General features: G+C 63.8%; 23 protein-coding genes. 8 read left to right on the top strand and 15 right to left on the bottom strand.

Features of this window, described 5'->3' with window-relative positions:
- Positions 1–16: 16 nt before the first annotated feature.
- From QF092_RS19415 to QF092_RS19390, 6 genes are all read right to left on the bottom strand, one after another.
- Positions 17–1390 carry a hypothetical protein gene (locus QF092_RS19415; RefSeq protein WP_281470590.1) on the bottom strand — a complete coding sequence of 458 codons (1374 nt, stop codon included), beginning with the start codon at positions 1388–1390 and terminating at the stop codon, positions 17–19.
- Between the two features lie 61 nt (positions 1391–1451).
- On the bottom strand, positions 1452–2033 hold the full coding sequence (locus QF092_RS19410) for an amino acid synthesis family protein (RefSeq protein WP_281470587.1): 582 nt from the start codon (positions 2031–2033) through the stop codon (positions 1452–1454).
- Complete coding sequence (locus QF092_RS19405) at positions 2026–2862, bottom strand: UPF0280 family protein (protein ID WP_281470585.1); 837 nt, start codon at positions 2860–2862, stop codon at positions 2026–2028. The genes QF092_RS19410 and QF092_RS19405 overlap by 8 nt, the downstream gene beginning before the upstream one ends.
- Positions 2859–4295 carry a 6-hydroxynicotinate reductase gene (locus QF092_RS19400; protein ID WP_281470583.1) on the bottom strand — a complete coding sequence of 479 codons (1437 nt, stop codon included), beginning with the start codon at positions 4293–4295 and terminating at the stop codon, positions 2859–2861. Before QF092_RS19400 ends, QF092_RS19405 begins: the two co-directional genes overlap by 4 nt.
- Entirely contained in the window at positions 4292–6949 is a 2658-nt protein-coding gene (locus QF092_RS19395; RefSeq protein WP_281470581.1) for a molybdopterin-dependent oxidoreductase, read from the bottom strand. The genes QF092_RS19400 and QF092_RS19395 overlap by 4 nt, the downstream gene beginning before the upstream one ends.
- Complete coding sequence (locus QF092_RS19390; RefSeq protein WP_281470579.1) at positions 6946–7776, bottom strand: FAD binding domain-containing protein; 831 nt, start codon at positions 7774–7776, stop codon at positions 6946–6948. Before QF092_RS19390 ends, QF092_RS19395 begins: the two co-directional genes overlap by 4 nt.
- Before the next feature lie 112 nt (positions 7777–7888).
- Between QF092_RS19390 and QF092_RS19385 the strand changes: the two genes are divergently transcribed.
- Complete coding sequence (locus QF092_RS19385; RefSeq protein WP_281470576.1) at positions 7889–8308, top strand: MarR family winged helix-turn-helix transcriptional regulator; 420 nt, start codon at positions 7889–7891, stop codon at positions 8306–8308.
- A gap of 33 nt (positions 8309–8341) precedes the next feature.
- Here QF092_RS19385 and QF092_RS19380 read toward each other — a convergent pair whose 3' ends face one another.
- From QF092_RS19380 to QF092_RS19365, 4 genes are all read right to left on the bottom strand, one after another.
- Positions 8342–9124 carry a phosphate/phosphite/phosphonate ABC transporter substrate-binding protein gene (locus QF092_RS19380; protein ID WP_281470573.1) on the bottom strand — a complete coding sequence of 261 codons (783 nt, stop codon included), beginning with the start codon at positions 9122–9124 and terminating at the stop codon, positions 8342–8344.
- Entirely contained in the window at positions 9121–10116 is a 996-nt protein-coding gene (locus QF092_RS19375) for an Ldh family oxidoreductase (protein ID WP_281470571.1), read from the bottom strand. The genes QF092_RS19380 and QF092_RS19375 overlap by 4 nt, the downstream gene beginning before the upstream one ends.
- A gap of 8 nt (positions 10117–10124) precedes the next feature.
- Positions 10125–11306: a mandelate racemase/muconate lactonizing enzyme family protein gene (locus QF092_RS19370; RefSeq protein ID WP_281470569.1), complete on the bottom strand. Its 1182-nt coding sequence runs from the start codon at positions 11304–11306 to the stop codon at positions 10125–10127.
- A 67-nt stretch (positions 11307–11373) separates the two neighbouring features.
- Positions 11374–13002 carry an ABC transporter substrate-binding protein gene (locus QF092_RS19365; RefSeq protein WP_281470567.1) on the bottom strand — a complete coding sequence of 543 codons (1629 nt, stop codon included), beginning with the start codon at positions 13000–13002 and terminating at the stop codon, positions 11374–11376.
- Between the two features lie 168 nt (positions 13003–13170).
- On the opposite strand from QF092_RS19365, the gene QF092_RS19360 reads away from it, so the two are divergent.
- Positions 13171–14052, top strand: coding sequence for a LysR family transcriptional regulator (locus QF092_RS19360; RefSeq protein WP_281470565.1), 882 nt, complete (start codon positions 13171–13173; stop codon positions 14050–14052).
- 102 nt (positions 14053–14154) lie between these two features.
- On the opposite strand, the gene QF092_RS19355 is transcribed toward QF092_RS19360, so the two are convergent.
- Entirely contained in the window at positions 14155–15045 is an 891-nt protein-coding gene (locus QF092_RS19355) for an SMP-30/gluconolactonase/LRE family protein (protein ID WP_281470563.1), read from the bottom strand.
- A 232-nt stretch (positions 15046–15277) separates the two neighbouring features.
- Here QF092_RS19355 and QF092_RS19350 point away from each other — a divergent pair, with 232 nt between their 5' ends.
- Genes QF092_RS19350 through QF092_RS19335 form a run of 4 tightly spaced genes read left to right on the top strand, consistent with a single transcriptional unit; the run spans position 15278 to position 17883 of the window.
- Positions 15278–16033 (top strand): SDR family oxidoreductase, encoded by a 756-nt coding sequence (locus QF092_RS19350; protein ID WP_281470561.1) that lies wholly within the window; start codon positions 15278–15280, stop codon positions 16031–16033.
- Complete coding sequence (locus QF092_RS19345) at positions 16030–16527, top strand: gluconokinase (RefSeq protein ID WP_281470559.1); 498 nt, start codon at positions 16030–16032, stop codon at positions 16525–16527. The genes QF092_RS19350 and QF092_RS19345 overlap by 4 nt, the downstream gene beginning before the upstream one ends.
- Positions 16524–17540 carry a LacI family DNA-binding transcriptional regulator gene (locus QF092_RS19340; protein WP_281470556.1) on the top strand — a complete coding sequence of 339 codons (1017 nt, stop codon included), beginning with the start codon at positions 16524–16526 and terminating at the stop codon, positions 17538–17540. Before QF092_RS19345 ends, QF092_RS19340 begins: the two co-directional genes overlap by 4 nt.
- A gap of 55 nt (positions 17541–17595) precedes the next feature.
- Positions 17596–17883, top strand: coding sequence for an SH3 domain-containing protein (locus QF092_RS19335; RefSeq protein ID WP_281470554.1), 288 nt, complete (start codon positions 17596–17598; stop codon positions 17881–17883).
- Between the two features lie 62 nt (positions 17884–17945).
- Here QF092_RS19335 and scpB read toward each other — a convergent pair whose 3' ends face one another.
- Together scpB and QF092_RS19325 are read right to left on the bottom strand one after the other, a co-directional pair.
- Positions 17946–18554, bottom strand: a complete 609-nt coding sequence (scpB, locus tag QF092_RS19330) for an SMC-Scp complex subunit ScpB (protein ID WP_281470552.1) — start codon at positions 18552–18554, stop codon at positions 17946–17948.
- Between the two features lie 2 nt (positions 18555–18556).
- Positions 18557–19444 (bottom strand): DUF1403 family protein, encoded by an 888-nt coding sequence (locus tag QF092_RS19325; protein WP_281470549.1) that lies wholly within the window; start codon positions 19442–19444, stop codon positions 18557–18559.
- A gap of 114 nt (positions 19445–19558) precedes the next feature.
- Here QF092_RS19325 and QF092_RS19320 point away from each other — a divergent pair, with 114 nt between their 5' ends.
- Positions 19559–20668 carry a tyrosine-type recombinase/integrase gene (locus QF092_RS19320; RefSeq protein WP_281470547.1) on the top strand — a complete coding sequence of 370 codons (1110 nt, stop codon included), beginning with the start codon at positions 19559–19561 and terminating at the stop codon, positions 20666–20668.
- A gap of 177 nt (positions 20669–20845) precedes the next feature.
- Here the strand turns inward: QF092_RS19320 and QF092_RS19315 are convergent, their stop codons facing one another.
- Together QF092_RS19315 and QF092_RS19310 are read right to left on the bottom strand one after the other, a co-directional pair.
- Positions 20846–21919 (bottom strand): ParB/RepB/Spo0J family partition protein, encoded by a 1074-nt coding sequence (locus QF092_RS19315; RefSeq protein WP_281470545.1) that lies wholly within the window; start codon positions 21917–21919, stop codon positions 20846–20848.
- Positions 21916–23223 (bottom strand): AAA family ATPase, encoded by a 1308-nt coding sequence (locus QF092_RS19310; protein ID WP_281470543.1) that lies wholly within the window; start codon positions 23221–23223, stop codon positions 21916–21918. The genes QF092_RS19315 and QF092_RS19310 overlap by 4 nt, the downstream gene beginning before the upstream one ends.
- 464 nt (positions 23224–23687) lie before the next feature.
- Here QF092_RS19310 and QF092_RS19305 point away from each other — a divergent pair, with 464 nt between their 5' ends.
- A complete protein-coding gene (locus QF092_RS19305) occupies positions 23688–24380 on the top strand; it encodes a DnaA N-terminal domain-containing protein (protein ID WP_281470541.1) in 693 nt (230 codons plus the stop codon).
- Positions 24381–24444 lie beyond the last annotated feature (64 nt).

Genomic DNA, 24444 nt, shown 5'->3' with positions numbered 1-24444 from the left:
TTCTGTCCACTGTTTTTCACCCCGACCTTGCGGTGGACAGAAGCCACAGGCCAAGGATTGTGTAACCCACCATCAGCGCGGTCATCGGCAGATGCGCGATGGCACGCATCCCCGGCCCAACCAGCCGTAGGGAAAGGTAGACCGCCAGCAGATGCGCCAGCAGGATGGCACCGAACTGCAAGGCGTAGAGAAGCGGCATGATCCGGGTATCCGTCAGAAACCCGAAAGAGACGTAGAAGGGCGGCAGACCAAGCCATGCATCGCCCCGGAAGAACGGATCGTTCAGCGCGGCCAAAGTATACTGCCCCGTTGTTAGCAACATGATCAGGTAATGCGCTGCGTGATAGCCCGCCGCGATGGCCAGAAAAGACAGCATCACCGGACCCAGCGCAAAGCCCCGCCCGCCAATCGCCCGACCCAGCCAGATCACGCCAAGGATGGTCGCGACCGTCAGCCCCCACACCCCCACAAGGCCCAGCGTATTGACCCCCATCACCGCCGATCGTCCCGTCGGCTCTAACGGGTTCTCCCCGATCAGCCCCTGCCACCAGAAGGTGTCGGCCAAGCCGTCAAACGTCAGACCCGCCAGCGCAAGGGTGACAAAGGCCACTTGCCCCGCATCAAGGGGCGGCATCTCCAACACCTGCGCCCCCGGCCAGCCCCGCATCAGCCGCGCGCGGTTCCCCCGGATCTCCAACCAAAAGGGCGCAACGCGGGCCAGATAGCCCATCAGCACCGTCAGGAACTCGCCCTTTTGCAGCCACTCCTCCCCCTCGGCCACGGCAAGGACGAAGATCACCAGCCAGTAAAGGCCCGCCACCTGCGCCAGCACGAAAGGATCATCCGGCGACAATGAGATCATCATGAACCAGATGAAACCCGCGAACCCCGCAACAGCGGGCCAGTGGCCCAGCCGGGACAGGCCGGCGCCTGCCGTGCGGTCCAGGATCTGCCGCGCGATGATGACGGGTCCGGTCCACGGATTGATGGCCCGCCAGACATTCCCGCACAGCATCGAAGCCAGTGGCACCGCGATCCAGACCCCGGTCCAAAAGACCAGCGTCAGCAGATTATGCATCGGGTCGCGCGCGCCAAAAAGGCCAAGGAACAAAAGGCCAAGAAAACACAGAAAGGACAGATAGGAAGAGACCGTCACCGGCAGCAGCACCCGGCGCTCCAACACAGGAACGGCCCGCATTTCCGGCAGGCGTTCGGCAGCCGCCCCCATGATCGCCGTCAGCGCCACCACAAGCGCCGCCCCGGTGATGTAATGACCCGTCGGCAGCGTCAGGATGACCGAAGGCGGAAGCGCGCAGGCCACGGCATGCGACGGCGGCAGCGCGGCCAGCACGCCCCATATCCCGCGCCGTGCCGCCCGCCTATGAATCATGCCGTATCACCCCCCGGACCACAGCCCGAAAAACGGTGGCCTACAGTGGGAAGGATGACCGTCATCTCAGCCCATCCTCGCCCTTGACCTGCCACACTTCCAATCCGCCCATCCGCGAATGCACCCGCGGGCCGACCGACATGGCAAGGACGAACACGATCTCATCGGGTTTCGGGCCATCGGGAACGCTCACCGTAACCGCGTCAAAATGGCTACGAACATAGGCTGCGTTGATATGGCCCAAGGGCACGTCAAGCATGCCCCCCATCGGCGCGACCTTCATCGCAGACGGCACGATGGCCCGGCTTTCGCCCAGCCTCTCGCGCATCGCATAGCCGCCCGGCACATGCCACAGCGCGCCATGTTCCGCCTCGCCCGCCGAACCGACCAAGGCACCCTTGCCATAGCCGTCAATCCCCTCACGGCCACCCAAGGCCGCAATCAACCGGTCGGTCATCATCAGGCCCAAGGGTTTCAGATCCTCCATCGCCGGTTGCAGCTCCGCGACATGGCGGCCTGCGAAGGGGTTCCCGCAGGTCGCAAGGATCGCGGCACGGCGGCGTGGGCTTGCCGGGGCCGGACCGCCATCATGAAGGATCTCTTCCGTCAGAAGGGTGATCTTGCGTAGGGGAAAATCAGGCATCGGCGGGTTCCATCAGCATTAGGTGTCCGAGGACGCGCACCTCAGGGTGCAGGAAAAGCGCCGCCGATTCAATCAGACCAGCGCGGCGAAAACGGTCAGCCCGTTCCATCCCGGCGTCCAGCGCACGGGCGATGTCACGGTCAGATAAGGGACCAACCGCCACAGTGACAGCGCGCTGTCCCAGATCGCTGTCGGCCTGCATCTGGCAGGCGGGTCGACGGGTCACAGCCGGATGCCCCGGCACGTCCACGGCATTGCCGATCATCGTGGCCGCCGCATCGGCCATCGCTGCCGTCCGGGCCAGCACCGTCACCGCATCGGCAATCCCGAAAGACCAGCTTCGCCCCCCCCGCCCCGAAGTGGCAATGCCGCGCACCGGGTCGTCGTGCCGGATGGTGACACGATCAGGCAGGCCGGGGCGCGCGGCAATGGCACAGGTCAGACTTTGCCCATGCGTGAGGTGCAGCGCGATGTCGCCGCCATCATTCACAAAGGCGCGCGTCACGCCCGGCACCGCCAGTTCGGCCAGCAACGCATCCGCCACCGCCCCGGCCACAGCGGCCATCGGCGTGACAAAGGCCGGTCGGAACGGGGCGACCGCAGCCGCCATCGCCCGCGCGACAGGCCCATGCACTGGTGCATCCTCGGCGCGCAGCGCGGGCAGTTCGGAACAAAGCTCGTCAAGGATCGTGCGAAAACGCGCAATCATGCGCGCCTCGCCCATCGCCACTGCGCTTGGGACACCCCATGCCCGCGCAATGATGTCGATCGGGCCATGATGCAAGTGCAACCTCCCATCGGCCAGCCGGTCCACCTGCGCGCCCCTCATGCCGCACCTCCCGGCCAGCGGGTCACATGCGCGGCGACAGGGTATTCCCCACCTTCCGCGCGCACCTGTGCCAGATCGCGGATCGCTTCACCATGCCCACCCAGTTCCAGATACTCGGCCCGCGGCAAGGTAAATTCCAGTGGCGCAACCAAAGCAGGCGTCGGCACATCGCCAAAGGCACCTTTGGGAAGACTGGTCACATCCACCATGAAGGTGATCCCCCCACCCGGCCAGACATAGACCGGCGCCCCGCCCGAGGTCAGCCTTGCCCTTCCACCCTGCACGGCCTGCGTCAGGCGCACCGGGTTCCGCGTCACGCCCGAACGCAGCGACCCACCCGCCCCCGCCATGAACAGCACCGTGCAGAGGGACGCCTCGCAATTCTCGTCAATCAACTCCACCGACGGGCGGAGGGCATCGGGCAGCGGCGCGGGCTGCGGCACAAGATCATCATCCAGCACGAAATAGGCGTAATCCTCACCCGTCGTTGACACCATCAGCAACCTCAGACCGGGCCGCGCGCCCCGTTTGGCGTCCCAAGGGCCAAGGATTTCTAAAGGATCGGTCAACCTTGTGCCGCCCCAACCCAGCCCCGGTTCCGAGACGCGGAAGTAACGTCCCGGCGTCGACCGATGGCCCTTGATACGGATGCCGGTGGGTTGCCAGCCGATGACCTTGCCCGCCTGATGTTCGCTGACCACTCCGGTGATATGGTCATCCACCACCACCACCTCATCGACCAGACCCTTCCACTGCACCGCGAACATTCCGATGGTGGCAGAACCACAGCCCACGCGCATCCGCCGCTCACGCATCCCATCCACCACAGGCGCGGCCCCGGCCTGTACGGTGACCGTCGATCCCCCGTCGATCGACAGGTCCACCGCTTGCCCGTTGCACAGCGCCAAAAGCGTGGCGCAGGTTACGCGACCCTCCGCCTTTGATCCGCCGGTCAGGTGATGCACCCCACCCAAGGACAGCATTTGGCTGCCATATTCAGCGGTCATCACATGGCCCACCGCCTCACCCCCCGCGCGCACGGTCGCACCTTCGGGGCCAAGATAACGGTCGGTGTCGATCTTCACCTTGACCCCGCAATAGGAAAAGATCGCCTCGGTCACCACGGTGACCATATCGGCACCCTCGACGACCGATGACACGATGAAAGGCGCAGGCTTGTAATCGGGGTAAGTGGTCCCTGAACCGATCCCGGTGACAAAAGTATCGGCAGGAAAGGGCTCACCATTCCAGTCACGGGTGGCGAAGGGCACGACCTGCCCACCACCCTCTACCGCATGGGACAGCATCACCACGGGATCGGTCCGCTGGATACGACCTTCCACATTGGCATAGCGGTCGCAGGCGCCCGTTTGGCCGGGGGCGATATAGCACATCACCGGGCAGGCATCGCAGCGGATCTTCTCGCCCGTCATGCCATCGCCTCACGCAGACGGTGGGGTAACACGGGCACGCGCGAAAGGGTTGCCCCCGTCGCGTGGCGGATCGCGTTAAGGATCGCCGGGGCCGTCGGGATCAGGACATGTTCGCCCAAACCCCGCGCACCAAAGGGGCCTTCGGGATCGGGAACCTCGATGATCAGGCTTTCCACCTCAGGCACATCACCAATGGTTGGGATCAGGTAATCATGCAGGTTCTCGGTCCGGCCCGGCAGATATTCCTCCATCAAGGCCAGCCCGATGCCCTGCGCGATGCCGCCCTCGATCTGTCCCACAACCAAGGCAGGGTTGATCGCTCGGCCCACATCATGGGCGGCAGTGATCTTCAAAAGGCGCACGGTTCCCAGCGCGGGGTCCACCTCCAGTTCCACCATCTGCGCGCCATAGCCATAAAGGGCATAGGGCACGCCCTGCCCATCGACATCCAGCGGCGCCGTTGGCGGGTCATAGCTTTCCTCGGCCATCAGGACATAGCCATGCGGACCCGTAGCAAGCGCGGCAAGGTCGATGCTGCGGGTCCGGCCATCCTCCGTCACCGCAACCCGCGCGCCATCCATCGCAAGCACCGCCCCATCACCCGCATTGACGTGCCGCAAGATGGCGGCACGCAGCGCCCGCCCCGCCGCCTGCGCCGCGCGGCCCGTCACAAACGTCTGTCGGCTGGCCGATGTCTTGCCCGCATCCGGCGTCAGCGCAGTATCCGGTCCGACAAGGACAAAGGCCGATACGGGAAGGCCGAGCGCCTCTGCCGCGATCTGGGTGATGACGGTGTTTGACCCCTGCCCGATATCCGTCGCCCCCTGATGCAGGACCAACGCACCTTGGGATGTCAGCCCGATCCGGATGGTAGAGGGGTTCGGCAGCGCGGTGTTGCCGCAGCCATACCAGCAGGACGCGATGCCAACGCCGCGCCCCGGCCCCGCCTCTGTCAGTGCCCGCGCCCAATGGGGACGCAGCGCCCGAAGACAGGCACCGATGCCAACGGAAGACAGAACCTGTCCCGTCGCCGTTGCATCTCCATCGGCCAGCGCATTCAGAATACGGAACTCCAGCCGATCAAGCCCGGCCTTCTCGGCCAGTCGGTCATACAGTGTTTCCTGCCACAGCGCCGCCTGTGGCACACCAAATCCCCGGAATGCACCTGACACCGGACCATGGGTATGAACCGCGCGTGCGCGCGCCATCACCGCGGGGGTGCGATAGGGGCCCGACACATGAACCGGAACCCGGTTCGCCACCGTCGGTCCCCAGCTGGCATAGGCCCCCGTGTCGAAACGCCCCTCGAACTCCATCCCCGTGATGCGCCCCTCGGCATCACAACCGATCCTCCCCCGCATCTCGGCTGGGTGGCGCTTGGTGGTCGATGTCATGCTTTCCTGCCGGGAATAGGTCATCCGGCAGGGTCGCCCGGTTTTCAGCGTTACCAACCCGATCAGAGGTTGCAGGCTGACGTCCAGCTTGGACCCAAATCCCCCGCCAACGGCGGAAGGAATGATCCGCACCCGATCCGCCGCAAGGCCAAGGATCGCTGCCGTATCATCGCGGTCCATCACCGGGGCCTGCGTGCAGGCGCGGATCACCAGCACGTCGCCCTCCATCCATGCCGCCCCCGCCTCGGGTTCGATATAGGCGTGTTCGACAAATCCCGTCTGCATCCCACCTTCAACCACATGGGTCGAAGCGGCCAACGCCGTCGAAGCATCACCCCGGCACAGGCGGCCTTCCGTCAGCCGATTGCCCACGCGGTTGGGATGCAAAAGCGGGGCGCCCGCCGCTTCCGCCGCTTGCGGCGACGTCAGGGCGGGCAGTTCGGTCCACCGAACCGGAAAGGCCGAAAGATCCGGTTCCGCCCCCGGTTCAAAGGCAACAAGTGCCACGCATTCCCCCCGGAACCGGGCGGGCGAGGTGGCAATCGCAGGCTGGTCAGCAAAAGGCGGGATCACGCCAAAGGCATTGCGACCGGGGATATCAGCAGCGGTGAACACGCCCGCAACGCCGGGTCGCGCAGCAAAGGCCATCAGATCGCCAAGGGCAAAGGCCGCATGCGGATAGGGGCTGCGGACCGCTCGCACCTGCAAGGCAGCCTCCGGCGCATAATCCGCGCCAAAGCAATCACCCGCCACCTTGGCCGCGCCATCCAACCGGGGCAACGCCACCCCCACTGCCCCCTGCGGGGCGTCCAACGCACGCCCACCCGCGTCGCAGACAGCGGCAAGGATGCGTCGATACCCCGTGCAGCGGCACAGAACACCGCCAAGCGCCTCTTCGGCCTGCTTTTCTGTTGGTCTGGGCGTGTTTCGCAAAAGCTCTGCCGCCGCCATCAACATGCCGGGCGTGCAAATCCCACATTGCGCCGCACCATGGCGCAGAAAGGCCGCGCGCAGACGGGAAAGTTCGGCCGTCTCGGCCTCGACCGTCTCAATCGCGCTGCCTTGCACCCGGCCCGCAGGCACAAGGCAGGCACAGACCTGCCGACCATCCATCAGAACGGTGCAGGCCCCGCAATCACCCGCATCGCAGCCGACCTTGGTGCCCTTGTGGCCCAGCCTTTCACGCAGCACCTCTGTCAGGCGCTCGGTTGGCGGACAATCGACCGTCACGGCAACCCCGTTCAACGTAAAGTCGATCATGCCGCCACCTCGCGCAGCGCACGCACCACCAGCTCGGTGGCCGCCACAAGACGATACGCAGCCGATGCCCGCACATCGTCGATAGGGGTCAGCGCAGCGGCCACATCATCCCGTCGCACCCGCTTGGGCGCGTCGGTCAGCGATGCGCCAATCAGCGCGGCCTCAACCGCAGGCAGACGCCGCGCCACCGGGCCACAAGCCCCGACCGCAATCGCCGCATCCGCGATCCGCCCCTCGGCCACATGAACCCGCGCAGCAACCATGGCGATGGAAATCACCAGATAGGCCCGCGCCCCCAGCTTAAGAAAGGCCGACCGCCCCGCCAACGCCCCCGAAGGGATCACGACCGCCGCCAGAACCTCATCCGGGCGCAACGCGGTGCGGCGGGGGCCAATCAGGAAATCCGACAGCGCCATACAGCGCCGCCCCATGGCAGACTCAAGTTCGACCATGGCATCCAACGCCAGAAGCGGCGGCACACCATCCGCTGCGGGCGAGGCGTTGCACAGATTTCCACCCAGCGTCCCGGCATTCTGGATCTGCCGCCCCCCCACCTGACGCGCAGCCTGCCGCAATGCATCCAGCGCCGGGGGCAGATCGGCATCGGCAACCTCGGACCATGTCGTGCAAGCCCCGATCCGCACCCCATCCGGCCCCGAGGATATTCCGCGCAGCGCCGCCAACCCGGTCAGATCCAGCATATCGCCCGCAAGCACGGCACCCGCACCCGGATAAAGATCGGTCCCCCCCGCAAGCACCCTGCGCGGGCCGCCCGCCAACAGCCTCAGCGCCTCGGCCATGTCCTGCGGACGCGCATAGTCGCCCATCCCGACCCCGTCATTATTCGTTTGTATGCAAATCAGATTGGGCGCACCCCATGCCTCTGTCAACGGATTCGTGACAGTTGCACAGGCCCTGCCCGCGCGTTAATCGAAACAGATGGAAAAAGACGCGCCCTATGCTTTGGACGATCAGGTGGGCTATCTGCTGCGCCGGGTCACGCAGCGGCACTTGGCACTCTTTTCCGAAATCATCCCCGAAGTGACCACAACCCAATTCGCCGTATTGGCACGTCTGGCAGAACTGGGGCAGATGTCGCAAAACCAGTTGGGGCGGGCCACATCGATGGATGCGGCCACGATCAAGGGTGTGGTGGATCGGCTGACGCGACAGGGCCTTGTCACCACTTTGCCCGATCCGTCCGACCGCCGCCGCCTCACTGTGGCCCTGACGGATCAAGGCCGGACACTGTTCCAAGATCGGCGGGCCGACGCGCTACAGGTTTCGGACCTGACACTTGCGCCCCTGTCCGCGCGCGACAGGGCACGGCTTCTGGCGCTGCTCGCCCGGTTGACCTGAACAGCAGCCGGGGCTCACTGCGCCCCGCCCTTACTAGGTGCGGAACAAAGCCTTCTCCGGCGCCTCTGGATCGGCGACGATCAGGTAATCCCGGCGATCAACCGCAACCAGACCCTTCATCGTCAGATCATCCCGCAGTGTCGGAGGAAGGGTCCGCAACGCCTCGGCAAGGCATGCGGTGATCGTTACCGCCAAAGGCGCAAAGGCCGTGATATAGGGCAGGCCCGGTGTCGGCGGCGTCCAATCGATGACGCGCAACCCGCAAGTCCAGGCATCCAGACGCAGCATGTGCCGCCAAGAAACCGCGTCCAACCCAGCGATATCCGCGTCACCGACCGCCACCATCCGCGCCGAGGCGACATGCGCGCCGCTCATCCGGATTGCGCCCATCCGCAACCCTGCCTGCTCTATCGCCACAAGCGGGGCAGCATAGCCGGATTGGGAATGCAGGTCGTTGACGGCCAATGTTGCCCCCTGAAACTCGGCCAGGGTTTCGCGCGGATCGTCGCGCCGAACGACCAGCGCGCTGCGGTAATACCCCGGCGGGCACCCTTCCAACCCAAAGTCGGGCGTTCCCACAAGGGCGACGGAGTCTTTCAGGAAATGCCGATAGGGAAAGCCGCAGGTCTGACTAAGCAGCAGGTCCGGGCGCTGCCAGAACGTCAGCAATCCCTCTTCCACCACCGTCAGACAGTCTGGCACATCTTGCACACCCGCCGCGCGCAGGTTGTTGCGCGTCCCCTCCCACAGCATGTCGAATGCCACACGAAGCTCCGGGCGGTTATACATCGGAAAAGCGGCGACAAGGTCGGTCATGACCGCTCTGCCAAAGCCTGCAACCGCGCCATCAAATCATCATCCACGACAACACCCTCCACCTCGGCCCTCTGCCTTGCGGCGTGGCGTCGGTCGCCGGGGATGCGCACGCCGGGCTGGCTTGCCATAGCGGACAGCAGACCTTCGATGCGGGCAGCAAAGCCGGATTGACCGGGATGAACAGCGATCAGCGTTTGACCAAGACGCGGCGGCCCACCCAGATCATCACCCAAGGAAGACGCCTCATGCGAAAAATGCGCCCCCGTCAGCCCCGCGGCCAAAACCTCTACCATAAGCGCCAGCGCGCTGCCCTTATGGCCACCCGCCGGGGCGATGGTCCCGGCCAACGCCGCCCTTGCATCCGTCGTCGGTCGCCCATCGGCATCCAAGGCCCAATGCGCAGGAATTGCCTCGCCCGTTTCGGCGGCGCGGGCCAGATTGACGTAAGCCGTCGCCGACGAGGATGAATCAAGGATCAGCGGCGCGCCCTCGCGCGGTGCCGCCATCGACCACGGGTTGGTGCCGAAAAACGGCTTCCGTCCCCCCCAAGGCGCCATTGTGGATGAGGCATTGGCAAACATCATCGCCACCAAACCCTGCCGCGCCAGCCGGGCGGTGAAATACCCCAGAACGCCGCAAGCATAGGCACCAGAGATGCCCAGCATCGCGATGCCCTGCGATCTCGCGGCACCCAGCAGCGCGGCCTCGCCCGCCTCATAGGCCGGATGGGCGAACCCGTCGCCTGCATCCACATGCACCACACCCGGCGCTGTCTGCCGAACCTCAGGCACCGCTTCACCCGCGATCTTGCCCACTCGAAGATGCCCGCAATACCAAGGCAGATAGCCCAATCCGATCCCGCGCATGCCTTCCGCTTCGGCATCGCGGATGGACCGTGCCACCGCACTGGCCTGTTGGAGCGACGCGCCACAGGCCATAAGGCATTCCCCCGCCAGCGCTTCGACGGAAACAAGAGAAAGTCTGTGTTCCATCGCCCGCCTCACTGTTTTCTGAAGGTGCTGCCATAGGCCGATCCCGGCGGGGCCGATGCACCAGCCGGAAACCGCCCTTCGGCCAGATACCTTTCATGGCACCGGCGCAGCGCGGCCGGGTCCAGCGTCACCCCAAGTCCGGGGCCATCAGGCACCCGCAGCACACCCGATTTCGGCACTAAGGGGCCACCCTCGATGACATCATCCGCATACCATCGCAGCAAGGTCTGGCTTGCCCCGCGCACATGATCCAGCGCCGCCGACAGATGCAGATAGGCCGCCGACGCAACCCCCGTCTCGCCAGAATGAAAGCGGAACCCAACCCCCATCGCCGCGCAGGCCGCCACGAATTCCAGCGTGCCGCGGATACCGCCCAATTCGTTGATGTTGGTCACAATGGCATCCGGGCAGCCAAGCCGCGCGGCTTTGGGCAGATCGACAATATGGGTCGAAAAAGAACACGCGAAATGCTGGCGCAGGGCAGCCATCTCTTCATAGGTTTCGCAAGGCTCCTCGAACCATGCGATGTCACTGGGCATCAGCGCCTTCATCGCCTGCCGCGCCGTCGGCAGTGTCCATGCGCCATTGGCATCCAGTTGCAGGGTCCGTGCGCCGATGGCCGCGCGGACCTCGGCCACCATCCGCACCTCTTCGGCAAGGTCGACCGTGCCGACCTTACCCTCGAAGGCCCGCGCATCATGGTCCTCGATCATCCGCGCACAATAGCGCGCAACGTCCGTGGGGCTTGCCTCCCCCGCATCCTCCCGACCGGGCAGGCGATAGCTGAAATATTCGGTCAGCGGGATCTCTTGCCGGACGGCACCGCCCAACAAACGATAAAGCGGCACGCCCTCGCTGCGCGCCCGCGCATCCCACATCGCCATTTCGATCCCGGCGAAAACCCGACGATGGGCCGTGACATTGTCCCAAGGTGTATAGGACATCCCATGCACGCAGGCCCGCGCCGCCGGTCCCACATCGCGCAGATCATAGCCGATCAGGCGCTCGGCCATCCGGGCCACATCCGCCGCACGGTCGCCATCTGCACATTCCCCAAGGCCCGTGACGCCGTCCTCCGTCATAAGTTCAACCACGGTCTTGGTCAGCGACCCGGTCGACCCATAGCTGAACCGATAAGGCGCGCGCAGCGGAATGTTCACCGGCGTGGCGCGGATTTCTCTGATCTTCATCTTCTTGTCCAAATTGGGCGGCGACGCATTCCCCCGGCCCGGCAAAACAGGCCGGGGGAACCCGATCTCAACGATCCAGCCAGACCGCTTCCAGATGCATCTCACGCAGAGGATGCCGCCTGTAACCCTGCACCGCCTCGATCCGGTGCATGATCAACTCGTTCCAATAGGGCTGGATGATCACGCCGCTGTCTTGCAGCATCTTCTGCATCTCGGCCATCAAAGGACGACGCTTGTCCGGGTCGAAAATCCCCAGCGCCTGCTCCAACTTGGCATCGAACTCCGGGTTGGAATGCGCACTTTCGTTCCACGCTTCGCCACTGCGATAGGCCAGCGCATAGATCTGCACCCCCAAAGGCCGTGCCCCCCATGAGGTGGTCGAGAAGGGATATTTCGTCCAACCGTCCCAGAACGTCGCCCCCGGCAGCACCGTCCGTTTCACCTTGACGCCCGCATCCCGCAACTGCCCAGCAATGGCATCCGACGTCGTGGCCAGCCACCCCTCGTCGATCGAGATCAGTTCAATCTCCGTCTCCGCATGTCCGGCCTCGGTCAGCATCGCAAGCGCCTTCGCAGGATCCGGCGCGACCTTGGGGATCTCGGCATATTCCGGATGCACGGGCGCGACATGATGGTTCTCGGCCACAGACCCAAGGCCCGCCACCCCCAGTTCCAGAACCACGGCATTATCCACGGCAAGCTGCATCGCCTGCCGCACCCGAACATCGGTGAACGGTGCCACCTGCGTGTTCATCCGGGCAACCATCGTCGTCGCCGTCACCGCCGATTCCCGCACCAGCCCCGCCGCATCATTGGCATCGGCAAAATCCGGGCTGGTTTCGTCATTCATGTCGATCTCACCGCCCGAGAACGCCGCAAGAAAGGCCGATTCATCCGTTCCAAGGTCGATGAATTCGATCCCGTCCAGATAGGCCTCGCCCCCCCACCACGCGCCATTCTCACGCCGCTTCACCACAGCCCTGACGCCCACCTCAAAGGAGACAAGCTCGAAGGCCCCGGTTCCAATCGGTGCCTGCGCCAGATCGCCACCATCCGGAAAGGACGGATGCACGCAGAGCGCCGGATAATCGCCAAAGCTGGGGATCAGGGTGATGTCTGGATTGCGGAGGTTCAACTGAACGGTGAAATCGTCCAGCTTCACCACTGCATCTTCGGCCGCCGTCTTTTCCTCGCCATTGCGCAGGGCGACAAGACGGGTGGCCATCGAATTGCCCTCGACCGTCGCATCGGCCATCCGGCGGATGTTAAAGACCACGTCATCGGCGGTAAACGCGTCGCCATTCGTCCAAGTTGCATTCTGCCGCACCTTTAGCGTGTAGGTGCGGGCGTCATCCGAAACCTCCCAACTTTCCAGAAGCGACGGCGTAAAGCTGCCATCGGGCTGCCAACGCACAAGAGGTTCGCAGAACTGGCGGGCGACATTGGCCTTCTGCGGCCAGTCATAGACGCGGGGATCGTTGATCGCCAAGACCTGCTGCCCCACCCGCAACACGCCCCCGCGTTTGGGCGTCTGCGCCATGGCAGCATGCGGCGCCATGGACAGGCCAACAGCCGCCCCTAGGCCAAGAACGCTTGAAAGCGCAAGAAATTCACGTCGGTCAATACGGCCTTCACGGGACGATTTGACTAGGGTCTCAAACAGCCTTTTCCGGGTCTCGGACACGTTCTGGGTCATGGCAAGGTTTCCTTGTCTGGCATAGAGGCAGGAGGAGGATAGGCCGCGCATGGGTGATGCCGGGTAGGTGTAGACTGGAACGCCTCGCGCCCTGCGCCAATTGACAAGTTCGACGCCTCGCTTTTACCTCAGGTAAAAGAGGGCAAAGCGATGCGCAACGCACCAGCGATGACCGGTCTGCGCGCGCTGGAGGCGGTTCTCCGCACCGGCTCGCTCTCGGCTGCCGCACGCGAACTCTGCGTCACACCCGCCGCCATTAGCCACCGCCTCCGCGACCTCGAGGCGCGGTGCGGCGCGCCGCTCGTCTACCGGTCCGGCAACCGCTTTGTGCCAACAGAAACCGGGCGCGCCATCACCGCCGCCCTTGGCGACGCCTTTCAACGCATACGCATGGCGGACGAATTGCTGCATGATGGCCGGTCGACAGAGTTTCGCATCACGGCGTCCTATTCATTCGCTGTCCTATGGTTGATGCCGCGCATCCCGACATTCGAGAAAATGTTTCCCGACACCGATTTGGTGATCAACCCAACCCATGATCCGCTGAACCATGGACCATCCGATGTGACCATCGTCCATGCGGCACATAAGCCAAAAGGCACGGGATGGAGGCTTCTCTTCGATGACCGCTGCGCCGCCATCGCCCGCCCGGAACATCCGTTTTTCGCCACGGAGACAGGCAATATGCAGGATGTCCTCGACAGCCGCTTGCTCCACATCGCCCATCAAAGGGGCCGAGATTGGGGCGAATACAGTTGGCGCGACTGGGCGGCGCAGCTTGGTCTGTCTTGGTCCGATGCCAAAAAGAAAGGGCCATCCGTTTCGGCCGAACACCTTGCTGCCGAAATGCTCCCGAAATCCGATCTTTTCGCGCTGATCAGCGTTGTAAACGCCTCCGATTTGCTGGCATCCAACCGACTAAGGCTCGTCAAAGGAAGCGAGGCAGCAACAGGCTGCAGCTACTGGATCGGCAGTCGCTACGACAGCGGTCCATTCGCAGGCCGCGCCAAGCGGTTCATTAAACTGATGATCGACAGCCTGAAGGTTTAATTCCGCATCGACCCACCCAACAACGCCGCGCAGGATATGTCTGTGCGCGGACGCGGGCGGATGTGATCGTGCCAAAACCGATCGGCCCGATCCTTGGTTTTGTCACGGCCATTGCGCGCCCCTCCGGTTCAGGACGACGGAATAGACACCGGTCGTTGCCGTGATGAACAGCCGATGCTTGGCCCGCCCGCCAAAACAGATATTCGACACGGTTTCGGGAACAAGGATCTTGCCCAGAAGTCGCCCATCCGGCGCGCTGCAATGCACCCCATCCCCGGCGGATGACCACAGATTGCCTTCCACATCCGTGCGGATTCCATCCGCGCAGCCAGTGTCGATCCTGTGGAAATGCCGGCCATTGACAGGCCGCCCCTCCACCATATCGAACAGAAGGATGGTCTGCGGATCGTCACTGAACATGCGCCCGGTATCTGCCACATAGAGGCGGCTTTCGTCCGGGCTGAAGGCCAGACCATTCGGACAGGCCATATCGGTGATCATCGCCGCGATACTGCCATCCAAAGCGATCCGATACACCGAACACGGCAATTCCTGCGCCGCCTTGAACCCTTCGTAATCCGTCATGATCCCGTAATGCGGGTCCGAAAACCAGATCGCGCCATCGCGCGCCACGATCACGTCATTCGGGCTGTTCAGCCGTTTTCCCTGATAGCTGTCGGCCAGCACCGTGATGCTGCCGTCCCATTCCGTCCGCGTCACTCGCCTTGTCCCGTGTTCGCAACTGATCAGCCGCCCCTGAAGGTCGCGCGTATGACCGTTCGAATAATTCGACGGCGCGCGAAAGGTGGTCACGCCTTCTTCCGTCCAGCGCAGGATGCGGTTGTTGGGAATGTCGGAAAACAACAAACAGCCATGATCGGCGAACCATACCGGACCTTCGACCCAGTCGAATCCGCTGGCGATCCGTTTCACAGGGGCATTCCCCATCACGAACTGGGCGAATGCAGGATCATGGATTTCAAAAAAGGACATGCTGGTTCCTCTCGATCGCGTTTGTTATCGTTATCACAAACAGGGCTTAACCCGAAGGGCCCAGATGCAGATCAACCGCATCCGGCGTCTGATCCCATTCCGGGCAGGGGCCAACCCGCAGAAAGTGAGGCTTGTCCATGCTCTTTCCCATTCAGGCTTGACAGCGATTGTTATCGTTAACATAAACATCCACACTACCGCTTGTCAAAAGCGACGTGAAGGAGAAGGCAACGTGGCACTTACGCTTTTCGATTTGTCGGGCAAACGCGCCCTCATCTCCGGATCTTCGCAGGGCATCGGATTCGCGCTGGCGCAGGGTCTGGCGGCGGCGGGCGCTCAGGTCGTGCTGAACGGACGCGACAAGGCAAAGCTTTCGGCGGCGGCGGCCCTGATCCCCGGCGCCCAGACCCTTGCCTTCGACGCGACCGACCACGCCGCCGTGCGCACGGCCATTGATGGGTTCGAAGCAGCGGGCAATGTCATCGACATCCTTGTGAACAATGCGGGCATGCAGCACCGTGCACCGCTTGAAGATTTCCCCCCTGACGCCTTCGAACGGCTGCTGCAAACCAATATCGCCTCGGTGTTCCACGTCGGTCAGGCCGTTGCCCGTCATATGATCGCGCGCGGGCGCGGCAAGATCATCAACATCGCCAGCGTGCAGACTGCCCTCGCCCGCCCCTCCATCGCGCCCTACACGGCAACAAAGGGCGCAGTGGGCAACCTGACGAAGGGCATGGCCACTGATTGGGCCAAGCATGGCCTGAACTGCAACGCCATCGCGCCCGGCTATTTCGACACCCCGCTGAACGCGGCACTCGTGGCCGATCCCGCCTTTTCCGCATGGCTGGAAAAGCGCACCCCTGCAGGCCGCTGGGGCAAGGTCGAAGAGTTGCAGGGCGCCTGCATCTTCCTATCCTCGGATGCCGCCAGTTTCGTGAATGGGCACATCCTTTACGTCGACGGCGGAATCTCGGCATCCCTATGACGCATCGCATCGTGATCATGGGTGTCTCAGGCTGCGGCAAGTCCAGCGTGGGGGCCGCCCTTGGCCAAAGCCTTGGCATTCCCTATCGCGATGGCGATGATCTGCACACTGCGGCGAATGTCGAAAAGATGCGCGCGGGCATTCCCCTGACGGATGCGGATCGCTGGCCGTGGCTGGCCCGCGTCGCGCAGGTCTTGCATGATCAGGCCCCCGTGATCGTCGGCTGCTCGGCGCTGCGCCGCACCTATCGCAACCATATCCGCGCCGGGGCCGGGGCCCACCTGCGCTTTGTCCATCTCGCGGGCAGCCGCGACCTCATCGCCGCCCGCCTTGCCGCACGGACCGGGCATTACATGCCGACCACCCTGCTCGACAGCCAGTTTGCCACCCTCGAACCCCCCACACCGGACGAGGCGCTGACACTCGACATCGCCCTCCCGCTTCAGGCGCTGGTGGATGCCATCCTTGCCGATATCAAAGGCGAAACAGCATGACACCGCCCCGCAAAACCCCGACCATGACGGATGTCGCCCGCCTCGCGGGGGTTTCGCCCATGACGGTAAGCCGCGCCTTCAAGGCCGATAGCTCCATCAGCGGGGCCACGCGCAACGCCATCCTCAAGGCGGCGGATCAGCTTGGCTATGTCTTTGACAGCACGGCATCGAATCTGCGGTCACAGAAAACAGACTTCGTCGCCGTCACCATCCCGTCGATCAACACCGCCAACTTTGCCGATACCGTCCGCGCCCTGTCCGACGGCCTGAAACCACGCGGCCTTCAGATGCTTCTCGGCACCACCGATTACGACATGGCCGAAGAAGAACGGCTGATCGAACAGCTGCTGCGCCGGCGACCCGAAGCCATTGTCGTGACCGGCGGCAACCACACGCCCCGCGCACGCCGCCTTTTGGAAAACGCCGGCATCCCTGTGATCGAGACATGGGACCTGCCCGAAACGCCGATCGACCATGTCGTGGGCTTTTCCAATGCGCTGGCCGTGCGCGGTATGGTGGACCATTTCGTCACGAAGGGCCTGACCCGGATCGCCTTTATCGGCGGCGATACCAGCCGCGACACCCGCGGCGCGGATCGCCGGTCGGGCTTTGTCGCGGCCATGGCGGCGCATGGCCTCGATCCCTCGCGCCTCGTAGCCGCCGGCCCTCCCCCCGTCTCGATGCGCGCAGGGGCCGACGCCATGGCCCGCCTTCTGCAAGACCACCCCGATACCGAAGCGGTGATCTGCGTGTCGGACCTGTCTGCCTTCGGCGCCTTGACGGAATGTCAAAGACGTGGCGTTCCCGTTCCGGACCACATCTCCATCGCGGGCTTTGGTGATGACGAAATCGCGGGCATTTCGGTTCCGTCCCTGACAACGATCAACCCGCATCCCCGTGACATCGGCTCTCAGGTCGTCGCCCTGATCGGTGATCTCTTGGATGGAAAACGAACAGACGCCGCCCGCATCGTGATCTCGCCCGATCTGATCCTGCGCCAGTCCAGCCTTTGACGCGGCACGCGCCGCGCCATTTCAAGCCTTAGGAAAAAAAGGAGCGCCACAGCCCATGCCCCGTCTCACCCTGACTGCCCTTCTTGCCCTGACCATCCTGTCCGGCTGCCTCAATACATCAGGCAGTCGTGTCACCGTCGAACGGGCAGGGCCGGATGACCTTCTCAAGCTGCGCGCGGGTCCCGGCCTTGGCTTCCGGGTGATCGTCGGCCTGCCCGATGGCACCGAACTCATCCGGCGCGATTGCGTGACCGAAGCGGGGCAGCTCTGGTGCCGCGTCTCCCTCGCCAAGGCACCCAGCCTGACAGGCTATGTCTCTGCCGACTATCTTTCGGGATACTGACCTTCCGGCACCCCCCAACCATCGCGCCAAGACAAGCGGCCACTTTCCTGATGCCACTTTTGTCAGGCGCCCGGGCGTTCTAACTGACCTGCAAGCCCCGCATCGTCCAGTTGCTCGGGGTCAGGCAGATCACGCAGCGACTGCATCCCGAACGTGGCAAGGAAGGTTTCTGTGGTCACAAAGGTATAGGGCGCCCCCCGCCTCGGCTCTCGTGGCCCGGTGCCGATCAGGTCCCGCTCGGCAAGTCGGCCGATCAAATCACGGCTGATCTCTTTCCCGAAGATCTCCTTCAACCCATCGCGACTGATCGGCTGGTGAAAGGCAATCGCCGCCAATACAGCCATATCCTGCTCCGAAAGGTTCAGGCCCTTCCCCCCCACATCCGCCACCGCGCGGATCGCAGGCGCATAGGCTGCGCGGGTCCGCAGCATCCATCCAGCCCCCACCTGCGCCACCTCATAGGGGCGGCCCTCTAGATCGACGGCCAGATCCTCAATCAGCACATCAACCGATGCCCCCTGCCCCACCACCCGCGCCAGATCATCCCGCGCCACCGGGCTTGCGCTGGCAAACAGCACCGCCTCGATCCGCCGCATCCATTCCCGCCAGCGTGCCGAGGCCGACAGATCGGCCAACTCGCGGTCAAACTTTGCCTCCTCGCGCTGCCCCATCCTCACAGCCCATAAAGCCGGAACGTCTCCCGCCCGGTCAATTCGCGTACCCCGCCCAGCGAAACCAACCGTTCACAAAGCCGCCGCGCCGCACGGTCAGACATGAAGGTCAGCGCCGCAGGTGCCAGCGCATCTCGCGACAGGAACAGGTCCACCGCCCGACCCGCTTCCTTGGCGCGCAGGCCTGGCACCACCGCCCGCAGCCGCGCCGCCCCCCGCGCCAGTTCCCCGGCCAACCTCAGCGCTTGCCCAACAGCAGGGACAATGGCGCGATGAAAGGCCAACCGTAGATCATCCCCCCGCAACCGCAGATCGCGGGTCGTCACGCGCAACGCCAACAGCGGCAGCAGATGCGCGCCCCCCATTGCCTTCGCCAGCACCGCATCGCCCAGGATCAAAGCCGCGGCCTCGGCCCGCGGACTGTCGGTCAATATGGCCTCAACAACCTGCGCCGCCCTGTCCACCGGGGTCGGCCCCGCGGCATCAAGGCAAAGCGCGATCCGCTCTGCCGCGATCCCGTCCAACGCATGCGTCAGATGCGCCACCGAAACAGGCCGCGCCGCCGCGCGTGACCACTGCAACAACACCCGCCCTGCCGGGCCGGGATCGTCGCCCGATCCTGTCAAATACAGCGCATCACGCAATGCGCCCTGCCCTTCGCGACGCCCCGCCATCGCCGCGCATTTCTCGGCCGCCGCCAAGGCCAACCTCTCGCGCCAGAGCGGTAGCGGCACATCGGTGGCGGCTATCGCCTGTTCCAGATGCGCCAGCGCCGCCCCGGACCGGAACGCCGCCGCCTCAACGCTATCTGCCGACGCTGAAACAACCCAACCCGGCAAGCCGGGCAGCATCGGCACAGGGTCCAAAGGCGCAATACGCGGCATTCTCATGCTGGCAGCCTAAAGCGTGACGGCGCTTTTGGCCAGAGAATTGCGCCAATAGCGCCGCAGCTTTCCGGTCCTTTTCGTGTCCAATAATCTTGCATTATCGGACATGTCAAAGCTATGCTCATGAACATGACCGAACCGCATCAGAAATCGCCTTCGCAGCCGCTTGAACGGCCCGATCCCCCTGACAGGGACGACAGCATCGGTCCTCGCGAAGACGCTCTCTCCCCGGCATCTTTTGCCCCTGGCACAGGCTCGCTCGACAGGCTGGCGGAAACCGCCCGCGACTATGCCCGCGCCGCTGCCTCCGACAACACGCTCAGGGCCTATGCCAAGGATTGGGCGGCCTTCGCGCGCTGGTGCCGGATGCGCGGCACCGATCCCCTGCCCCCCTCGCCGCAGCTGATCGGCCTCTACATCGCGGACCTCGCTTCCCCGCGGGGAAATGCCACGCCCCTTTCCGTCGCCTCCATCGAACGCCGCCTCTCCGGACTTGGCTGGGGCTATGCGCAGCGCGGCCAGCGCTTGGATCGCAAGGACCGCCACATCGCCAGCGTCTTGGCAGGCATCCGCCGCAAACACGCCCGCCCGCCCGTGCAGAAAGAGGCGATCCTGCCTGAGGATCTGCGCGACATGCTCGCCACCCTGCCCCACGATCTGCGCGGCCTGCGCGATCGCGCCATCCTTCTGGTCGGCTTCGCCGGTGGCCTGCGCCGGTCGGAAATCGTCAGCCTCGACCATGGCCGCGACGACACGCCCGACAGTGGCGGCTGGATCGAGGTGCTGGATGAGGGCGCCGTGATCACCCTGCGCGGCAAGACCGGCTGGCGCGAGGTGGAAGTGGCCCGCGGTTCGTCCGATCAGACCTGCCCCGTCCACGCCCTGACCCAGTGGCTACATTATGCCAAGATCGACTTCGGGCCGATCTTCGTGGCCGTCTCGCGCAACGGCCTGAAGGCCACCCCCGACCGTCTCTCCGACAAACATGTCGCCCGGCTAATCAAGCAAGCGGTCGAAGACGCGGGCCTTCGGCCTGACCTGCCAAAGGCCGCGCGTCTCGCGCTCTTCTCCGGTCATTCCCTGCGCGCGGGCCTCGCCTCCTCAGCCGAGGTGGACGAACGCCACATCCAGAAACAACTCGGCCATGCCAGCGTCGAAATGACCCGCCGCTATCAACGCCGCCGCGACCGTTTCCGGATCAATCTGACCAAGGCCGCCGGGTTGTGACCCCGGGATTTCCCCGCGGGGAAATGTTACCAAAACACCCTCACCAGCGTGCGCTGCGTGCCCACAGTTTGCTGCACAAAAGGCGGCACAAAACAGGGCACAACCGTTATCGACCAAACCATTGAAAAAGGGCGCTTCCCAGCGGGAAGCGCCCCAATCCATTAAAACCCCCGTCCCCTAGTCCAGCGCCGCAAAAAAGGCCTTCACCGCCTCTTCCAAGCGCCGCCGATCCAGCGTCGAAAAATCACGGTCCAACCGCAACTCCACCTTCCCCGCAGCCGCCGTGCATTTCACCTCACCCGCCGCAGTCGGCATCCGCAGCACCGTCTTGCCCCGCAGATCGGCGGCCCGTGGCGCGGCAACTTTCGCCACCGCAACCTCGCCTTCGGCAAAGCGGCGCAGCACCGCCACCTCCTCTTCCGCTGTCCGCGTTCCCGGCCCCAACATCCGCGCCAGCACCGACACCGCACCCGCCTCCGCCTCCATCCGATTGGCCAGCGTCAGACCCAACGCCCGTGGTATCGCCTCTGGATGCGCCAGTACTTTCTCCAGCGTCGCCATCAGAAAGGCGAACCGCCGCACATAGCTGCGCTTCTGCGGATTGGCGGTGGCAAAAAGCCGGTTCACCGCCTCATCCAGATCGCGGCAGCCCGTCGCCTCGTCCTCGGCATAGGCGCGGGCCAGTTGCGCCATCTCGGCGAAACTGATGTCCTTCCGGACCATGTTCTCGTCCACCATCCGGCGATAGAGACTGTCCAGCGTCTCGCCCTTCGCCATCAGGCCGGCAGGGATGCGGGCATAGGCCTCATCCCCCGTTTCTTCCAGCAATTCGCGATAGGCCGACAGCCGCCGCCAGCCTTGCACCAGCTCGTACCGCCCCTCGCCCACCTGCTCGACCCGGATCGGGTTCGACAGGCCCACCGCGCGGATTGACGCCTTCAAATCCGCAAGATCGCCATCCAACCTCCGCGACCGATCTCGGATCAGCTTGCTCGCCTGCACCTGTTCCAGCGGGATCATATCCACCACCAGACCCAGCTTCTTCAGCCGAACAAATTCATGCGCCAAGGCGTCATTCTCTGCCCGGATCGCGCTCTCTGCTTCCTGCCGCCGACGCAGCGACTCGGCATTTTCGCCAATCGCTGTGGCCATCGGCCCGCGCCGAAGCCCCTCACCAATCGACTTCACCTCCGGCGCAGGCGTGTCGTCTTCGGGCAGGTCTATATCGAACATCCGCCGCTTCTTCGTCATGCGCGTTCCTCCAGCCGGTCCCATGCGGCACAGACATTGCCGCGAAATTCCTCATAGGCCTTGTCGAATGTTGTCCGCGCACGCCGCCACGTCTCACGCGTCATGTCGCGATAATCGATCTCGTAGATCGAGGCGAGGAACCGCCCCGACTGCTCCACCGCCCGCGTATGTTCGATCGGGTTCGCCGTGACCCGATCTCCAAACACCTTGCGGAACGCATCATACATTGCCCGGTGGAGATCATTCCCCGGCTCATATCGCGTCAATAGGAACCGGATATCCAGAAACGCCTTGGGCAACGGCATCTTCCCCGCGGGGAAATGGCCTTCGAACCCAGCCGAAAGATCCTCCAAGGCCTCGGCCAACTGGCCGATAAAGGATGTCGTGCTGTCATATTCCCAATAGCCGGGGCCAGACGGGATATACAAAACATCCGCCGCAAAGACCGCATTCATCGACTGATACCCAATGGCGGGCGGGCAATCGAAGATGATCATGTCATAGGCATCATCTGGCAACTGATCCAACCACCGCGACACGGCGGCAAAGAACGACCAGTCGGGATTCATGTGCCGATATTGCGCGCTCGCGAATTCCACGAAGGCCGCATTGGCACAGGACGGCACAAGGTCGATCGTACTCCAGCAGGTCGGTTTGATGAAATCGGTGGCCCGCAGATCGCCAAGCCCCATGTCGGTGATGCTGGCGGGCAGCTTGCGGCGGGGCAGGGCGGTCCCGCTTTCCGCGCCTTGGGCGGCGCGGTTCATCCGTTCCGTCTCGCGCACCAGATCGCGCGCCATGATCCCCCAAACGGTATGCTCCTCATTCACATCGGAAAGACCCATCGAATGGCTCAACGTTGCCTGCGGGTCGAAATCCACGCACAGCACGCGATACCCGTCCAACGCCGCCGCATGGGCGAAATGCAGCGCCACCGTCGACTTTCCGGCACCGCCTTTGAAATTGGCCACTGCCACCCGGATCGCACGTTTCCCTGCCGGACGATGCGGCGTCATCGGCTTGCGGTTGACCTTCATCTTCCGTCGCATCTCGTTGATTTCGTCCAGACTGAACCATCGCTGCCGCCCATCCTCCTCCACCTCGCCGTCAGGGAGAGAGGGGTCGGTCGCCAGACGCCCCCGAAAAGTGGACTGGTTCACCTTCAAGATCAGTTCCGACACTTCCCAACTGGAAAACCGCCGCAGCGTCTTTTCCATCTGCGGGGAAAAGGTCTGCTTCCTGATCCAGCCCTGCATCTTCAACGATGTGTCACGCAACTCCTGCAAATCGCGATGGGTGAACATGGGCGCCTCATTGTTAATTCCTGCCAATCACGAAATTACGTTGAATTTGCGTTCTGCGCAAACGTGATTATCCTCCTTTCACGAAACGGCGTCTGCGACAGGGCAAGGAGCTGAACCCCCTGCAAGCCAAAGGATAAAGAGGATCAGACCGATTCGGCGGAAAGGGCCGCAAACACCGTCTGAACCCACCTCATATTGGGGGGACAGACAAATGCCCCTACCGCCAATTGGGGTGACATCTTTGCTGGATGGGGTGACACTCTCACCGTCCCCCATTACCAATTGTACCTGATTCTTTCGATCCGAGGTTGGGCGAAAGCCCCGGCTTTTGCGCTTTCGCTTGACAGAATCGACAAACAGGACGCAAATCAGCCCACAGTCCGAAAGAACACCGGGAAACGGGTTGCAGGCTGGGCAGAGGAATAACCGGGGCAGATGATCCCGGCGAAACAGGAGCAACAGGGATGCAGATCGTCCGGCCTGTCGGCAGACAGGCGGCCTCTCGCAAATACGATCTGATCACCGCGCTTGGCGTTCATGCTTGCCGTGGGGACAAGCATTTTCAACGCCTCGTGCTGCGCTTCATCACAGCCATAGTCGCCCGCTACAACTGGCAGACAGATGAGCTTTCGATCGGCCAACGCGAACTCGCAGCCCTGTGGTCTGTGGACGAACGCACCGTGAAGCGCGAAATGGCAAAGCTTCGCGCGCTTGGCTGGCTTGTGCAAAAGCGCGCCGCGGTCCGGGGAAGGGTGGCGATCCATGGGCTAGACCTTGGTGCAATCCTTGCCAGCACCCGGCCCGACTGGGATGCCGTCGGCCCTGATTTTGTGGACAGAATGGCGGGTCCCCAGTCGGTCAGCGACCAACCTGCCCCTAATGTCGTGGCATTTCCTGGTAATGCTCCTGCCACCCTCCCCGAAGATGCAACCGTCTGGGAACGCATTCAATCCCGCCTTGCAGCCGAAGATCCCGCAGCCTTCAACATGTGGTTTCGGCAATTGGCGCAGGTCGGTTTCGCGGGCGGCTGCCTCGAACTCGCCGCTCCATCCCGCTTTCACGCGGCCTATGTAACCACCCATCATCTCATCCGCCTCCTCGCCGCAGCGCGACAACAGGACGGGTCCATCCGCATCGTCAAAGTTAGCGCCGAGTAAGCCTGGTAAGGATTATGTTGCCAGAAGGCAGCACGCTGATACTATACGGTCGTTCAGTAAGGAA

Origin of the sequence: Fuscovulum ytuae, from assembly GCF_029953595.1 — a bacterium.
In the GTDB taxonomy this organism is placed as follows: Bacteria; Pseudomonadota; Alphaproteobacteria; order Rhodobacterales; family Rhodobacteraceae; genus Paragemmobacter; species Paragemmobacter ytuae.
This window is presented reverse-complemented; position numbering and strand designations above follow the sequence as displayed.

What these genes read in the sequence shown, in the direction of transcription:
- QF092_RS19345 (WP_281470559.1), top strand. Translation starts at nt 16,030, where the DNA reads ATGACGCATCGCATCGTGATCATGGGTGTCTCAGGCTGCGGCAAGTCC.
- QF092_RS19400 (WP_281470583.1), bottom strand. Translation starts at nt 4,295, where the DNA reads ATGACGGGCGAGAAGATCCGCTGCGATGCCTGCCCGGTGATGTGCTAT.
- scpB (WP_281470552.1), bottom strand. Translation starts at nt 18,554, where the DNA reads ATGGGGCAGCGCGAGGAGGCAAAGTTTGACCGCGAGTTGGCCGATCTG.
- QF092_RS19325 (WP_281470549.1), bottom strand. Translation starts at nt 19,444, where the DNA reads ATGAGAATGCCGCGTATTGCGCCTTTGGACCCTGTGCCGATGCTGCCC.
- QF092_RS19335 (WP_281470554.1), top strand. Translation starts at nt 17,596, where the DNA reads ATGCCCCGTCTCACCCTGACTGCCCTTCTTGCCCTGACCATCCTGTCC.
- QF092_RS19390 (WP_281470579.1), bottom strand. Translation starts at nt 7,776, where the DNA reads ATGGGCGACTATGCGCGTCCGCAGGACATGGCCGAGGCGCTGAGGCTG.
- QF092_RS19410 (WP_281470587.1), bottom strand. Translation starts at nt 2,033, where the DNA reads ATGCCTGATTTTCCCCTACGCAAGATCACCCTTCTGACGGAAGAGATC.
- QF092_RS19395 (WP_281470581.1), bottom strand. Translation starts at nt 6,949, where the DNA reads ATGATCGACTTTACGTTGAACGGGGTTGCCGTGACGGTCGATTGTCCG.
- QF092_RS19340 (WP_281470556.1), top strand. Translation starts at nt 16,524, where the DNA reads ATGACACCGCCCCGCAAAACCCCGACCATGACGGATGTCGCCCGCCTC.
- QF092_RS19365 (WP_281470567.1), bottom strand. Translation starts at nt 13,002, where the DNA reads ATGACCCAGAACGTGTCCGAGACCCGGAAAAGGCTGTTTGAGACCCTA.
- QF092_RS19360 (WP_281470565.1), top strand. Translation starts at nt 13,171, where the DNA reads ATGACCGGTCTGCGCGCGCTGGAGGCGGTTCTCCGCACCGGCTCGCTC.
- QF092_RS19320 (WP_281470547.1), top strand. Translation starts at nt 19,559, where the DNA reads ATGCTCATGAACATGACCGAACCGCATCAGAAATCGCCTTCGCAGCCG.
- QF092_RS19405 (WP_281470585.1), bottom strand. Translation starts at nt 2,862, where the DNA reads ATGAGGGGCGCGCAGGTGGACCGGCTGGCCGATGGGAGGTTGCACTTG.
- QF092_RS19375 (WP_281470571.1), bottom strand. Translation starts at nt 10,116, where the DNA reads ATGGAACACAGACTTTCTCTTGTTTCCGTCGAAGCGCTGGCGGGGGAA.
- QF092_RS19370 (WP_281470569.1), bottom strand. Translation starts at nt 11,306, where the DNA reads ATGAAGATCAGAGAAATCCGCGCCACGCCGGTGAACATTCCGCTGCGC.
- QF092_RS19310 (WP_281470543.1), bottom strand. Translation starts at nt 23,223, where the DNA reads ATGTTCACCCATCGCGATTTGCAGGAGTTGCGTGACACATCGTTGAAG.
- QF092_RS19315 (WP_281470545.1), bottom strand. Translation starts at nt 21,919, where the DNA reads ATGACGAAGAAGCGGCGGATGTTCGATATAGACCTGCCCGAAGACGAC.
- QF092_RS19355 (WP_281470563.1), bottom strand. Translation starts at nt 15,045, where the DNA reads ATGTCCTTTTTTGAAATCCATGATCCTGCATTCGCCCAGTTCGTGATG.
- QF092_RS19415 (WP_281470590.1), bottom strand. Translation starts at nt 1,390, where the DNA reads ATGATTCATAGGCGGGCGGCACGGCGCGGGATATGGGGCGTGCTGGCC.
- QF092_RS19380 (WP_281470573.1), bottom strand. Translation starts at nt 9,124, where the DNA reads ATGACCGACCTTGTCGCCGCTTTTCCGATGTATAACCGCCCGGAGCTT.
- QF092_RS19305 (WP_281470541.1), top strand. Translation starts at nt 23,688, where the DNA reads ATGCAGATCGTCCGGCCTGTCGGCAGACAGGCGGCCTCTCGCAAATAC.
- QF092_RS19385 (WP_281470576.1), top strand. Translation starts at nt 7,889, where the DNA reads ATGGAAAAAGACGCGCCCTATGCTTTGGACGATCAGGTGGGCTATCTG.